The sequence below is a fragment of the Enterococcus sp. DIV1411a genome (assembly GCF_050531945.1).
In the GTDB taxonomy this organism is placed as follows: domain Bacteria; phylum Bacillota; class Bacilli; order Lactobacillales; family Enterococcaceae; genus Enterococcus_B; species Enterococcus_B faecium.
Map to the genome: position 1 here is coordinate 2,317,501 of NZ_CP172892.1, position 13,614 is coordinate 2,331,114.

Consider the following 13,614-nt stretch of genomic DNA (forward strand, 5'->3'; position numbering starts at 1 on the left):
CGCCCTTATTCACTTAACCTTATCAACCTTGCGGTTGGGTTTTGATCCTTCTTCTAGCGATAGAAGTTAGATCAAGAAAATAAGCAATTGAACTTATTAAAAAACTCTATCCAGCTCACAAATCAGCCTGTGCGGCAAAAAGATCGATCGTCTCATAAAATCAAAGATTTTATAGCCGTCCGCCTATTTTGCTTCAGGCTAAACAATTTGTTCAGCTTTCAAATTCAACGCGGTGTTCTCGGTTTGTATTACTTACATTTACTTCAAATATCCAGTTTTCAATGAACAAATTTAACAACTAATGTTGTTAATGGAGCCTAGCGGGATCGAACCGCTGACCTCCTGCGTGCAAAGCAGGCGCTCTCCCAGCTGAGCTAAGGCCCCGTTTTAAATTGAGAGTAAACCTCTCAAAACTGAACAAAGTAAAAACAAATTGTGTAGTCTCCGTAATATTCCTTAGAAAGGAGGTGATCCAGCCGCACCTTCCGATACGGCTACCTTGTTACGACTTCACCCCAATCATCTATCCCACCTTAGGCGGCTGGCTCCAAAAGGTTACCTCACCGACTTCGGGTGTTACAAACTCTCGTGGTGTGACGGGCGGTGTGTACAAGGCCCGGGAACGTATTCACCGCGGCGTGCTGATCCGCGATTACTAGCGATTCCGGCTTCATGCAGGCGAGTTGCAGCCTGCAATCCGAACTGAGAGAAGCTTTAAGAGATTAGCTTAGCCTCGCGACTTCGCGACTCGTTGTACTTCCCATTGTAGCACGTGTGTAGCCCAGGTCATAAGGGGCATGATGATTTGACGTCATCCCCACCTTCCTCCGGTTTGTCACCGGCAGTCTTGCTAGAGTGCCCAACTGAATGATGGCAACTAACAATAAGGGTTGCGCTCGTTGCGGGACTTAACCCAACATCTCACGACACGAGCTGACGACAACCATGCACCACCTGTCACTTTGCCCCCGAAGGGGAAGCTCTATCTCTAGAGTGGTCAAAGGATGTCAAGACCTGGTAAGGTTCTTCGCGTTGCTTCGAATTAAACCACATGCTCCACCGCTTGTGCGGGCCCCCGTCAATTCCTTTGAGTTTCAACCTTGCGGTCGTACTCCCCAGGCGGAGTGCTTAATGCGTTAGCTGCAGCACTGAAGGGCGGAAACCCTCCAACACTTAGCACTCATCGTTTACGGCGTGGACTACCAGGGTATCTAATCCTGTTTGCTCCCCACGCTTTCGAGCCTCAGCGTCAGTTACAGACCAGAGAGCCGCCTTCGCCACTGGTGTTCCTCCATATATCTACGCATTTCACCGCTACACATGGAATTCCACTCTCCTCTTCTGCACTCAAGTCTCCCAGTTTCCAATGACCCTCCCCGGTTGAGCCGGGGGCTTTCACATCAGACTTAAGAAACCGCCTGCGCTCGCTTTACGCCCAATAAATCCGGACAACGCTTGCCACCTACGTATTACCGCGGCTGCTGGCACGTAGTTAGCCGTGGCTTTCTGGTTAGATACCGTCAAGGGATGAACAGTTACTCTCATCCTTGTTCTTCTCTAACAACAGAGTTTTACGATCCGAAAACCTTCTTCACTCACGCGGCGTTGCTCGGTCAGACTTTCGTCCATTGCCGAAGATTCCCTACTGCTGCCTCCCGTAGGAGTTTGGGCCGTGTCTCAGTCCCAATGTGGCCGATCACCCTCTCAGGTCGGCTATGCATCGTGGCCTTGGTGAGCCGTTACCTCACCAACTAGCTAATGCACCGCGGGTCCATCCATCAGCGACACCCGAAAGCGCCTTTCAAATCAAAACCATGCGGTTTTGATTGTTATACGGTATTAGCACCTGTTTCCAAGTGTTATCCCCTTCTGATGGGCAGGTTACCCACGTGTTACTCACCCGTTCGCCACTCCTCTTTTTCCGGTGGAGCAAGCTCCGGTGGAAAAAGAAGCGTTCGACTTGCATGTATTAGGCACGCCGCCAGCGTTCGTCCTGAGCCAGGATCAAACTCTCATAAAAAGTTCGAACAATCTTGCGATTGTTAAGCTCAATTTGTTTGCTAGCATATTGCTTGCTTGTTAAAAATGTTTGTTGTCTTGAATTGAATCAAGACGCCCTACACATTTGGTTTGTCTTACTTTGTTCAGTTTTCAAAGGTCTACTTCATCGAGAGTGTTTCCCGATTCATTTTTGGCTGCCGTAGCAACTTTTATATCATATCAGAGAGACAAACGATTGTCAACTCTTTTTTAAAAGTTTTTTTCGATTTCGTTTTTCGAAATCTTTCAGCAACTCATTTATCATAACTTATCGTTTGTTATTTGTCAAGAACTTTTTTGAAGTTTTTTTCGATAGAATCAAGCTTCGCAAGTGGTTCTTTTTTAACGACTCAGTTATCTTATCATGTCGTTAGTAACATGTCAATAACTTTTTTGTTATGTTTTTGAATAAATATTTTCTTCTGTCTTTTGGACAAGTAATAATATACCAACTAAATTTAGCTTGGTCAACGAATTTTTTGTATTTTTTCAAGTTTTTTTCAATAAACGATTATTCATAACTTTTCTTTCTTTATCGTTCGTTTTCGTCTTCTTTAATGTCTAGAATAGTCGGCATTAGCTTTTGAACTTTCGTTATTATTTATTCCTTTCTACACAGCAAAAGCTGCCTAAGGAATTCCTTAGACAGCTTTTATTCGATTATCTCATTGTTGGGAATAGCAAAACATCCCGAATTGATTGTGCATCAGTTAGCAACATTACTAATCTGTCGATCCCGATGCCTAGACCACCAGTTGGCGGCATACCGTATTCTAAGGCTTCCAAGAAGTCTTCGTCTACACCGTGAGCTTCGTCATTTCCTAGTTCACGTTCTTTTTCTTGCGCTTCGAATCTTTCTCTTTGATCAATTGGATCGTTCAGTTCTGTAAAGGCATTAGCAAATTCGCGCCCCACTATGAATAGTTCGAATCGATCTGTGAATCGAGGATCTTCTGGATTTTTCTTCGCTAAAGGCGAAACTTCGACTGGATGTCCGTATACAAACGTCGGTTGTGTCAATGTTTCTTCAACAAATGTTTCAAAGAATTCATTGATAACATGTCCGACACCCATAGCTTCGGTTACTTCTACATTGTGTTTTTCGGCTAAAGCTAATGCTTCTTCCAATGTCATTTCTTGCCAGAAGTCTACACCAGTTTGTTCTTTGATTGCATCTACCATATGGATGCGTTTAAAGTCACTTTCTAAGTCGACAGCTTGTCCATCATATGTGATTTTTGCTGTTCCTAGTACTTTTTCAGCTGCGTTACGGATAATACCTTCTGTCAGATTCATTACATCATTGAAATCAGTATATGCTGTGTATGCTTCTAACATCGTAAATTCTGGATTATGTGTAGTATCAATTCCTTCATTACGGAAAACGCGGCCGATTTCATAAACTTTTTCCATTCCGCCAACAATTAGTCGTTTTAAATGAAGTTCTAGCGCAATACGCAAATATAAATCAATGTCCAGTGCATTATGATGCGTGATAAATGGGCGTGCGGCAGCTCCACCTGCCTCATTGTGCAATACTGGTGTTTCTACTTCAATATAGCCATTGCCATCTAAATAGCGACGGATTTCGCTGATAATTTGGCTTCGTTTCATAAATCGGTCAAAGCTTTCGCGATTACTGATTAAATCCAAGTAGCGTTGTCTGTAGCGTTGTTCAATATTCGTTAAGCCATGGTATTTATCTGGCAGTGGACGAAGTGCTTTTGACAAAATCGTGATTTCTGAAGCTTTGATAGAAACTTCGCCTGTGTCTGTTTTCATGATTTGTCCAGTTACACCAAAGAAATCTCCAAGGTCTGCATGTTTGAATACTTCATAGGCCTCATCACCTACTTGGTCTTTTCTTACATAAATTTGAATTTGGCCTTCACGATCTTGTAGATGCGCAAATCCAGCTTTCCCTTTTCCTCGGCGAGTCATCATACGACCAGCTACACTAGCGGTCAATCCCATTTCTGCTAGTTCTTCTTTTGTTCTTGGATCAAATAGTTCATGCAATTCTTCTGAGTTGTGCGTGCGTTCAAATCGTTTTCCAAATGGATCGATTCCATCTTCACGCAATTGTTCCATTTTTTGACGACGTACAAGCATTTGATCATTTAAATCTTCTACTTGATGTTGTTGTTCCTGTGTCACAAAAGTTCCTCCATTCTCATGTTAATCTCTTTCCTATAATGCCAATGAAACACAAAAAAAGCAAGCCGAACTTGGAATTTCGGCTTGAAAATTCACGAAAAACTTAGAAATCACAACGTTTGTTTCAATAGTACTTTTTCCGCTTTTTCTACAAATTGATCCAGCAGGTCATTGATTTCTTGCTGTTTTTCTGTCTGATTGATTGCTACTTTCACTTTCGCTGCTCGAGGAATCCCTTTTAAATAATAAGCCGCATGTGTTCTGAATTCTCTACAAGCTACTTTTTCTCCTTTGAGATCTGCTAAGCGTTGTAAATGAAGTTTAGCTGTAGCAATTTTTTCGGCTGGTGTTGGTTCAGGAATCAGTTCTCCTGTTTCGAGATAATGCTGTGTGCGGTGAATCATCCATGGATTGCCCAGCGCTGCACGACCAATCATCACACCGTCTGCACCGACATAGTCAAGCATCCGTTTTGCATCTTCTGGCGTTTTGACATCCCCGTTCCCCATAAATGGGATCGTCAAATGTTTTTTCACTTCTTTCAATACTTCCCAGTCCGCTTTTCCTTCATACATCTGAACCCGTGTACGTCCATGCATAGCGATGGCACTTGCTCCAGCTGATTGTGCTGCTAATGCATTTTCTACAGCAAAGACGTGCTCTTCATCCCAACCAATACGCATCTTGACTGTTACTGGGATATCTACTGCTGAAGAAACAGCTTGGACCATTTCGTATACTTTCTCAGGATCTAAAAGCCATTTTGCTCCTGCTTCTGCTTTGATCACTTTATTTACTGGACAGCCCATATTGATATCTATTATATCGGCAGCTGTGTTTTCTTCGACAAATTGAGCAGCTTCAACTAGACTATCTTTATTTCCGCCAAATATCTGTAAACTTAATGGATGTTCTGTTTCTTCAATGTGGAGCATCTCTAAAGTTTTTTTGTTTCTGAAATGAATACCTTGGTCACTGATCATTTCACATACGACTAAGCCTGCACCAAATTCTTTGACAGTGACTCGAAATGCTGAATTTGTTATTCCAGCCATCGGTGCAACAACGACACGATTAGGGATTTCCACATTGCCGATTTTCCATGTGTGTTCCACTTAAATCCCTCCTAAGGCTTCTTTCTTCAATCCAGCTAATTCTTCTTCACTATACTTGTATTTGTTATTACAGAAAGAACAAACCGCTTCTGCACCGTGATCTTCGTCTATCATTGCTTGGATTTCTTCTGCACCTAACGCGATAATTGCTTCTGCAAATTTTTCTTTTGAACAGTCACATTTGAATTGAACAGGCATTTTTTCCAAAATGTTCAATTCTTCTGTACCAAGCAATCCTTTCAATATTTCTTCTGGTGTCTGTCCTTCATCTAAGAGGGTAGAGATTCTTGGTGTCGTTTTTAATTGTTCTTCGATCTTGCTGATTGTTTCTTCATCGGCACCTGGCATGATTTGGATCATGAATCCTCCCGCCGTCTTGATGCTGTCGTCAGTATTGACCAATACACTCAGTCCAACAGCTGAAGGGATTTGTTCTGAGATAGCAAGATAGTAAGTAAAATCTTCAGCGATTTCTCCAGAAACAATCGGCGTTTGCCCAGAAAAAGGTTCTTTTAATCCTAAGTCTTTTGTGACAGTAAACATTCCTTGTGTTCCAACTGCTCCCCGCACATCGATTTTACCTTCACTATTTAGAGGAAGACTGAGATGCGGATTTTTGATGTAACCTTTCACATCTCCCTTTCCATTTGCATCTACTACAATTCCTGTTGCTGGACCATCACCTTGGATTCGAACAGTTAGTTTGTCTTCTCCTTTGAGCGTCGCACCAAGTAGCAGACTACCGACCAATGTCCGTCCCAAAGCAGCTGAGGAGGTGTGCCAAGTATCATGACGTCTTTGTGCCTCCGCTACGGTATTTGTTGCTTGAACTGCGTATGCTCGGACGAATCCGTCGTGAGCAAGTGCCTTAACCAAATAATCTTTCATTTGTTATGTACTCCTTTTTCCGTTTTTAAACTCATAGTGAATCATACTAGCAACTACTGCTTTTTTCAACTTTGGAATGCTTCTTTTAAAAATAATTCAGAATCATCTAGAAAACAGGACATCATCCTATTTACAACTTAAATAAAGAAATCTCCCGAAAACCGGTTTTTGTTCCGGTTTTCGGGAGTCATATCAGATCAATTGACCTATATTTTTTTATTTGTATTGATCGTCTGAATGATTATCTTCTGATTGTTGAGAATCTGAATCATGTTCTGCTTTATTTTCCTCATTCAGTTCATGTTTTGCTTCTTCAAAATCACGTTTTTCTTCCGCTTGTTTTTCAGCGTCTTTTTCTTCCAAAGCACGTTTTGCTTCTTCAAAAGTTTTCGCTTCTTTTTCGCTTGGATAATCATTTGACTCAGTACCTTCAGGCATCACACCGTGTTCAAACAATGACTTGATTGCTTTGGCATCCAATGTTTCGAATTCCAAAAGTTTTTCAGCAATCAGTTTATGCTGTGCACGATGAGCTTCGATGATTTCTCGAGCTTTATCATGAGCTTCCATCAAGATTTTTCGTACTTCTTGATCAATCTCGAAAGCGACTTGTTCAGAGTAAGCTTTTGTTTGACCATAGTCGCGGCCAACAAACACTTGATGGTTTCCTTCATATTGAACAGGACCTAAACGATCACTCATTCCATATTCTGTTACCATGCTTCGTGCTAGAGCTGTCGCTTGCTCAAAGTCATTGGAAGCACCAGTTGATTGGACATTGAAGATGATTTCTTCAGCTGTACGTCCACCAAGTAAGCCTACGATTTGTTCAAACATATCTTCTTTCGTCATCAAGAACTGATCTTCTTTTGGTAAAGCGATCATATATCCGCCGGCGCGTCCGCGAGGGATGATCGTTACTTTGTGGACGACCCGAGCGCGACTCAATACTAATCCGACAATCGTATGACCAGCTTCGTGATAAGCAACCATTTCGCGTTCTTTTTTGCTGATTACGCGATCTTTTTTAGCTGGACCTGCAATCACGCGATCTTCCGCTTCATCGATATCAGAAGCATCGATTTTCTTTTTATTTCTTCTAGCAGCTACTAACGCTGCTTCATTCAAGACATTTTCTAAATCTGCTCCGGCAAAACCTGGTGTCTGTTGAGCCACAACTTTCAAGTCAACGTCATCTGCCATCGGTTTATTCCGTGCATGGACTCGCAAGATTGCTTCACGACCTTTTACATCTGGACGTCCAACTAAAATCTGGCGGTCAAAACGGCCTGGACGTAGTAACGCTGGGTCTAGTACATCAGAACGGTTGGTTGCAGCAATGACGATTACTCCTTCATTTCCGTCGAAGCCATCCATTTCTACAAGCAATTGGTTCAATGTTTGTTCGCGTTCATCATGTCCGCCGCCCATACCGGCACCACGTTGACGACCTACCGCATCAATTTCATCAATGAAAATGATAGCTGGTGCGTTTTTCTTCGCTGTTTCAAACAAATCACGAACACGACTTGCTCCGACACCGACAAACATTTCTACGAAATCAGAACCCGAGATCGAGTAAAATGGTACTCCAGCTTCTCCGGCAACAGCTTTTGCTAATAAGGTTTTACCTGTTCCTGGAGGTCCTTCTAAAAGTACACCTGCCGGGATACGGGCACCTAATTCAACAAATCGGCGAGGATCTTTCAGAAATTCAACAACTTCAACTAGTTCTTGTTTTTCTTCTTCCGCACCCGCTACATCAGAAAAACGTACGCGATTAGCTTTTTTGTCTGCTTCTTTGGCTTTTGATTTACCAAAGTTCATGACACGGCCGCCACCGCCACCGCCGCCGCCTTGTTGTCCCATCATCATGTAAAAGAAAAAGATGATGATTACGATTGGCAAGAAGCTAAGCAATAGGGAAACCCATATACCGCTGCTTGATTCTTCTTTTACTGTTGTAGCAACTTTGTTTTCTTTTGCCAGTTCTGTTACTTGGCTCAATGTTGTATCATTTGGCAAAATGATTGTTGTGAAATGGGTAGTAGTCGTATCTGTTGAACCTAAGATAGCTAACCCACCGCTGTTAGCGACGGTCTGCTGTTCTTTGTATTCACCAGTGATCTTATATACACCATTTGCAGGCTGCACTTCAAATTCTTTGATCTTGCCTGCTTGTAGTTGTTCTGTGAATTTTGAGTACTCGATATCTGACGATCGCTGGCCGTTATTACCAAAAATAAAATAAACGACCATTACCATCGCTAAGATTACGAGGACATAATACAAGGCATTTTTCATCATGCCGTTGTTCTTTTTGTTCATAGTTGCCCTCCCTAAGCGTCAATTTAATTTAACAGTTTTTTATCAATCCTGACCATTCTATTGTACCATAATTTAATTGAGATACAGCATTAATTTGATTGATAAACACTAGGTTTCAATACACCGATGTACGGAAGGTTACGATATGCTTCTGCATAATCCAAGCCATAACCGACCACAAATTCATTTGGTACGTTGAAGCCAACATAATCTGCTTCGATATTTACTACTCTTCCTTCAGGTTTGTCAAGTAGTGTAACAATTTTGACTGATTTTGCTTTGCGGTATTTGAAAAGATCCACTAAATAAGCAAGTGTTCTTCCGCTGTCAATGATATCTTCAACGATCAACAGATCGCGACCTTCTACATTCGTATCTAAGTCTTTGACGATTTTTACTTCCCCTGACGAGACTGTTGCATTCCCGTAGCTTGAAACATCCATGAAATCCAATTCCAAATACGTATCGATAGAACGAACGATATCTGCCATGAATGGTACCGCTCCTTTTAAGACACCTACTACTAGGGGATTGGTGTTTTGGTAAATTTCTGTTAACTCTTTGCCTAGTTCTTTGCAACGAACTTGTATCTCTTCTTGTGAGATCAAAATTCTCTCAATATCCTTTTCCAACATCAGGTTCTCCTTCCAATTGCTTCTTTTTGATATTTGTAAAGAAGTATGTAGTGTATTTTATCAGTTTCTTCACGAATACTCAAATATGAAAAGGCAAAAGGTATCAAGCTATATATATTTCTTTTGGCATCTGTAATGATCCAAGCATGCTGCCTTTGTGAATTAGGTACTTTCTGATCGATAAAATATCTAGATACTTTTTTTGTGAGATTCTCTGTTAATTTAATGCGGTCTCCTGCTTTTCTTTTTTCGACATACAGTTGCACATCAGCAGGAATCCAAATGTCATGAGAAAATAGAGACCATGAATCTGTTGCTTTGATGTCCCCTGCATTTTCAGGTTTGACCAGACCAATCCATTCTGTTTCATTCAAATATATTCCTTGTTCTGGAATCAGCAACAAGCGCTGGTTTTCTGTCTGGCTAGTTGCTTGTTTTTCTTTTTTAGAGAGTACAACAAAATGATACTCTCTTTTCAGTATCCAATTATTGCCAATACTGAGTTGCCATTGGCTTTTTTTCTGTTGCCACTGGTCTAAAATCGACTCCATTTGTTGTTCTTTCAAAATAATCCCTGTTTTTGAGAATGCTTTGTCGAAAAAGGAGTAAAAAAAATAGTATCGTTCAGCATCTGTCATTTCTTCAATCATTTCTGCAGAAAATCGAAATTGTTCCTCCCACTGTTCGACTTCCTTTTCGATCAACTGTCCCATATATTTTTGAATGACTTGGTCTGCCCATTGGATCTGTTGCGAAAATTGCTGGAAATGTCTCAACGCCTGTGTATTTTCTTGTTTCAATTGAGGAACTACCAAATGACGAAGCCGATTTCTCTGGACATCTAACAATTGGTTTGTCTGATCCTCAAAGTAAACAAGCTGCGATTCCGCTGCATAAGTATATAGGTCTTCTTTGCTAAAACTCAGCAACGGACGAACCAGTCTGCCAGCAGCAAATGGTTGTACTTCTTTGATTCCAGAAAAAGTATTTAACTGTCCCCCACGAACGATTTTCATTAACACCGTCTCGATTTGATCATCTCCGTGATGAGCAGTCATCAATGTGTCATATTGTCCTTCTTCCATCACGCGAGTGAATTCTTGATAACGAAAGTTACGAGCTTCTGTTTCTATGGCGGATTTGGCTGGATCTTCCCAAATACTTACATATAAAGGGAGATTCTTCTCTTCACAATATGAGCGAAGATAGGCAGCTTCTTCTGCTGATTCTTCTCTTAATTGGTGATTGATGTGGACGATACCTAAAGAAAAACCGATTTGGCGTTGCACTTGTAAAAGTAAATGGAGCAAAACCATCGAATCAACACCACCTGATACCGCTGCTAAAATTCTCGATCCTTGTTGCCAGAATCCTTGTTCATTCCCGTGCCGAATAAATGACTGCTGTAATAGCGGTGCTTTTTTCCCGCCTTTTTCAACGTTCATCCTTTCCACACCCTTTCTTCCTAAAAAAAAGAGAGCGGGAAAACGTCTAAAACGACAATTAACCTGCCCTCTGTTGATACTATGACCCAAATAGTCGCACTATCATTATTTGCGGCTTTTTAGCTGCGGCGTCCGCCACGGCCACCGCGCTTTCCTTCTGTGTTTCGCTTCAATGAAGATAAGCGGTCATCGCTATCTTTCAAAAATGAACTCATCAATGAATCGAAGTCTTCTTTTTGAGCTGAAGGTTGACTGCGAGAAAAAGATTTTTTCTGTGCTGGACGATTTCGGTTGTCACGGGGATCTTTTTGTTGATATTTTTTAGGACGGCTTTCTTCTCCAGATTCAGCAGGTTGTTCCTGCGCTTTCCGGATAGATAGTCCGATTTTTCCATCATCATTTACTGAAATAACTTTGACTGTTACTTCATCTCCTACACTTAAAACATCATGGATGTCTTTTACATAGCCATTTGACACTTCGCTAATATGAACTAGACCCGTTTTTCCAGCACCTAGATCAATAAACGCACCAAAATTTGTGATTCCTGATACTTTTCCTTGCAGTTTTGCTCCTACCTCGATTGACATAAAAAAAATGTTCCTCCTAATTATTTCCCTTTTTTATATTCCTGCTTATTTTGCAGTTGTAGAACTAGTTGATTGATCTGTTTCATTTGTCGAGCTGTCTGTATTTGATTCTAATATAGGATAAACTTTTTCACCGTCTTTTGAGTAAAAGAATTTGCTTCTGGCAAGTTTAGCTACATACTCATCATCTTTCAGCAATGAAACATCTTGGTGCAGCTGATCAACGTCTGCGTTGACTTCTTTCATTTCAGTATTTGCTTCGACTCTCAATTCGTTCAATTGATGCATCCTTTGCATGTCATGGAAAATCTGCACACCTATTATCGCGAAAATGACCAAAGCACCAACAAAAATTGCAGCCAGTCTGCGTCTTCGAAAAATCAGTTGACGTTGTTGTTGCTGAAATTCAGCATACTTTTTCTTTGCATATTCCGTATCTAGCGCAGCGATTTTATTGCTTTTTTTCGTCACTTGGATTCGCTCCAATCTTTTTGATTGTCTTTTTCATTATACCAATATCGTGAAAGCTTGTCTAATCTATTTCTCTAGTGTTTCTGTGCGATTTTCAGAAATAATTTCGTACATTTTTTGTGCATCTTCTTTTTTGGTTGATTCATGTAATTCCGTAATTTTCACTTCCAACGTTTTATTGCCGAACTGGACTTTCAAAATATCGCCTACTTTGACATCACTGGAAGATTTCGCCAATTTACCGTTGATTTGAATTCTTCCTTTATCAGCTACTTCTTTTGCTACTGATCGTCTTTTGATGATTCGGGAAATTTTTAAAAATTTATCTAATCGCATATCTTATTCCTCACTTTTTAATTTTTTTATTTAATCGCAGGATTTTCTTACCAAAAGGCAACATTAGCCATTCTCGTACTGTAAACAGACGAAGACGGATCACTGTATAAATGAACACAGAAGCCCCGATCCCAACTCCTATCACGCTGACAAAAAAAGCAGTGGAACGATGAGTTACAGGACCAAACACTATATACAATACACCATAATACAGCAGCAGTACTACTGCCATACAAAGAAGGCTGATCATCAACTTCCGTCCAAAATGCCGTTCTTTCCAAAAAGCATTTAGCTCTTTTGTTTCAATTCGAACAAAATACCAAAGCGTCACACCTAATCCTAAAAGGGTAGACAGGCTTGCACCTGCTGTTCCTAATAAACCGGTCAGAAAAGAAGTAGTCAATCCTTTTACCAATAGTCCCCATCCTGCGCCTTTTAAAGAAGGGCGAAACGAGTTCTTGCTTTGAGCAATACTTTGATAAGCTTGGATGACTGCAGTGAAAGCAATGGAAAAAACAAACAATACAAGCGCTGCATTTCCCGCATAATCTTTAAACAACGCATAATTGATATAAGGGAGCAGCAAGGCTAATCCCAAAGACGCAGCTAATGCTAAAGCGGTCGTCAATCTAAGATAGATTTTGGCTGTCTGTAAAAACTGACGATAGATCCGGTTGGTCAAATGACGAGTCAACGCAGGCAGGAATGTCGCACTTAATGCAGTGGCAATCACTAAACCTAATTGTACTAAAGGCTGACCTCGATCATAGACCCCTTTTGCTATCTTCGCACCGTATTCTGACAGTCCGTAAACTTCCAAAGCATTTTTTACAAAGAAAGAGTCGATCAGCTGGAAAAAGATAAGCAATCCACTATAAATCGAAACCAGTCCGCCTTCTACCAGAAAACGCCGGATCAAGGGCTTTGACGGCTGTTTGAACAATGGAAACCGTCGGAAGCTTAACGCTCCTCCATGAATCTTTTGTTCATAGTAGTGAAGGATCCCATATGCGCATAAACCGCCAAAAACAGCTCCACTCATTGCTGCCGTCCCTGTTTGGTACACCGTCCATCCAAGCTTTCTAAAAGCAAACGCACTACAGACAATCACAAAAACACGAACGAACTGCTCAACTACTTGAGAAACAGCAGTTGGTTCCATCAAGAATCTTCCTTGGAAATTCCCTCGATAAAAAGATAGACCAGGCATCAGCAAAAAGGTAAAGGAAACTACTTGGATCAGCGGTTTCAATTGTATGTCTCCCATCATCCAAGCAATCCAGCTGCTAAATGCAAAGACAAACAACCACAAAAAGACACCTGTCCAAAATACTAAGGGATAAAGATTTTGCAAAGCTTGCTTTCGCTCGAAAGGATTCTTTCTTTCTGCAACGTACTTTGATATGAACTGCGGAAGACCGGATAAAGCTAAAGTCATTGCTATCCCATAAATTGGATAAACTTGCTGATAAACATAAAAACCTTCGTCGCCGACTAAGTTTTGGAGGGGAATTCGGTAAAGGGCACTTAATACTTTTGCTATGAAAGAAGCAATCGTCAATACAAATGCTCCTTGCATGACGCGCCGCATTTCTTTATGATCCAAATC

Annotated in this window: 10 protein-coding genes, 1 tRNA gene and 2 rRNA genes (1 of these 13 only partly in view); all 13 read right to left on the reverse strand. The window is 41.1% G+C overall.

Going from position 1 to position 13,614, the window contains the following annotated elements; all coding sequences use genetic code 11:
- Positions 1–19, reverse strand: a 23S ribosomal RNA gene (locus tag IGJ87_RS11290); it reaches 2,896 nt to the left of the window's first position.
- A gap of 292 nt (positions 20–311) precedes the next feature.
- Positions 312–384: transfer RNA gene (locus tag IGJ87_RS11295), tRNA-Ala, on the reverse strand.
- Between the two features lie 76 nt (positions 385–460).
- A 16S ribosomal RNA gene (locus IGJ87_RS11300) occupies positions 461–2,020 on the reverse strand.
- The 16S and 23S rRNA genes sit together here with 1 tRNA gene alongside, the layout of an rRNA operon.
- A 680-nt stretch (positions 2,021–2,700) precedes the next feature.
- The gene (gene lysS, locus IGJ87_RS11305) at positions 2,701–4,197 is read right to left on the reverse strand and encodes a lysine--tRNA ligase (RefSeq protein WP_002296055.1); all 1,497 of its coding nucleotides are present in this window, start codon (positions 4,195–4,197) and stop codon (positions 2,701–2,703) included.
- A gap of 110 nt (positions 4,198–4,307) precedes the next feature.
- Entirely contained in the window at positions 4,308–5,312 is a 1,005-nt protein-coding gene (dusB, locus tag IGJ87_RS11310) for a tRNA dihydrouridine synthase DusB (protein ID WP_002307694.1), read from the reverse strand.
- The gene (gene hslO / locus IGJ87_RS11315) at positions 5,313–6,200 is read right to left on the reverse strand and encodes an Hsp33 family molecular chaperone HslO (protein ID WP_002298174.1); all 888 of its coding nucleotides are present in this window, start codon (positions 6,198–6,200) and stop codon (positions 5,313–5,315) included.
- A 216-nt stretch (positions 6,201–6,416) separates the two neighbouring features.
- Positions 6,417–8,528 (reverse strand): ATP-dependent zinc metalloprotease FtsH, encoded by a 2,112-nt coding sequence (ftsH, locus tag IGJ87_RS11320; protein WP_002287418.1) that lies wholly within the window; start codon positions 8,526–8,528, stop codon positions 6,417–6,419.
- Positions 8,529–8,617: 89 nt separating this feature from the next.
- The gene (gene hpt / locus IGJ87_RS11325) at positions 8,618–9,163 is read right to left on the reverse strand and encodes a hypoxanthine phosphoribosyltransferase (protein WP_002287415.1); all 546 of its coding nucleotides are present in this window, start codon (positions 9,161–9,163) and stop codon (positions 8,618–8,620) included.
- Complete coding sequence (gene tilS / locus IGJ87_RS11330) at positions 9,163–10,608, reverse strand: tRNA lysidine(34) synthetase TilS (RefSeq protein ID WP_033582016.1); 1,446 nt, start codon at positions 10,606–10,608, stop codon at positions 9,163–9,165. The genes hpt and tilS overlap by 1 nt, the downstream gene beginning before the upstream one ends.
- Positions 10,609–10,727: 119 nt before the next feature.
- A complete protein-coding gene (locus tag IGJ87_RS11335) occupies positions 10,728–11,198 on the reverse strand; it encodes a S1 domain-containing RNA-binding protein (protein ID WP_002287412.1) in 471 nt (156 codons plus the stop codon).
- Between the two features lie 45 nt (positions 11,199–11,243).
- Positions 11,244–11,669, reverse strand: coding sequence for an FtsB family cell division protein (locus IGJ87_RS11340; protein WP_002287409.1), 426 nt, complete (start codon positions 11,667–11,669; stop codon positions 11,244–11,246).
- Between the two features lie 66 nt (positions 11,670–11,735).
- Complete coding sequence (locus tag IGJ87_RS11345) at positions 11,736–12,005, reverse strand: RNA-binding S4 domain-containing protein (protein WP_002287407.1); 270 nt, start codon at positions 12,003–12,005, stop codon at positions 11,736–11,738.
- Positions 12,006–12,015: 10 nt separating this feature from the next.
- Positions 12,016–13,611: a putative polysaccharide biosynthesis protein gene (locus IGJ87_RS11350; protein WP_104889184.1), complete on the reverse strand. Its 1,596-nt coding sequence runs from the start codon at positions 13,609–13,611 to the stop codon at positions 12,016–12,018.
- Positions 13,612–13,614: the final 3 nt, after the last annotated feature.

What these genes read in the sequence shown, in the direction of transcription:
- hslO (WP_002298174.1), bottom strand. Translation starts at nt 6,200, where the DNA reads ATGAAAGATTATTTGGTTAAGGCACTTGCTCACGACGGATTCGTCCGA.
- ftsH (WP_002287418.1), bottom strand. Translation starts at nt 8,528, where the DNA reads ATGAACAAAAAGAACAACGGCATGATGAAAAATGCCTTGTATTATGTC.
- hpt (WP_002287415.1), bottom strand. Translation starts at nt 9,163, where the DNA reads ATGTTGGAAAAGGATATTGAGAGAATTTTGATCTCACAAGAAGAGATA.
- tilS (WP_033582016.1), bottom strand. Translation starts at nt 10,608, where the DNA reads ATGAACGTTGAAAAAGGCGGGAAAAAAGCACCGCTATTACAGCAGTCA.
- IGJ87_RS11335 (WP_002287412.1), bottom strand. Translation starts at nt 11,198, where the DNA reads ATGTCAATCGAGGTAGGAGCAAAACTGCAAGGAAAAGTATCAGGAATC.
- IGJ87_RS11345 (WP_002287407.1), bottom strand. Translation starts at nt 12,005, where the DNA reads ATGCGATTAGATAAATTTTTAAAAATTTCCCGAATCATCAAAAGACGA.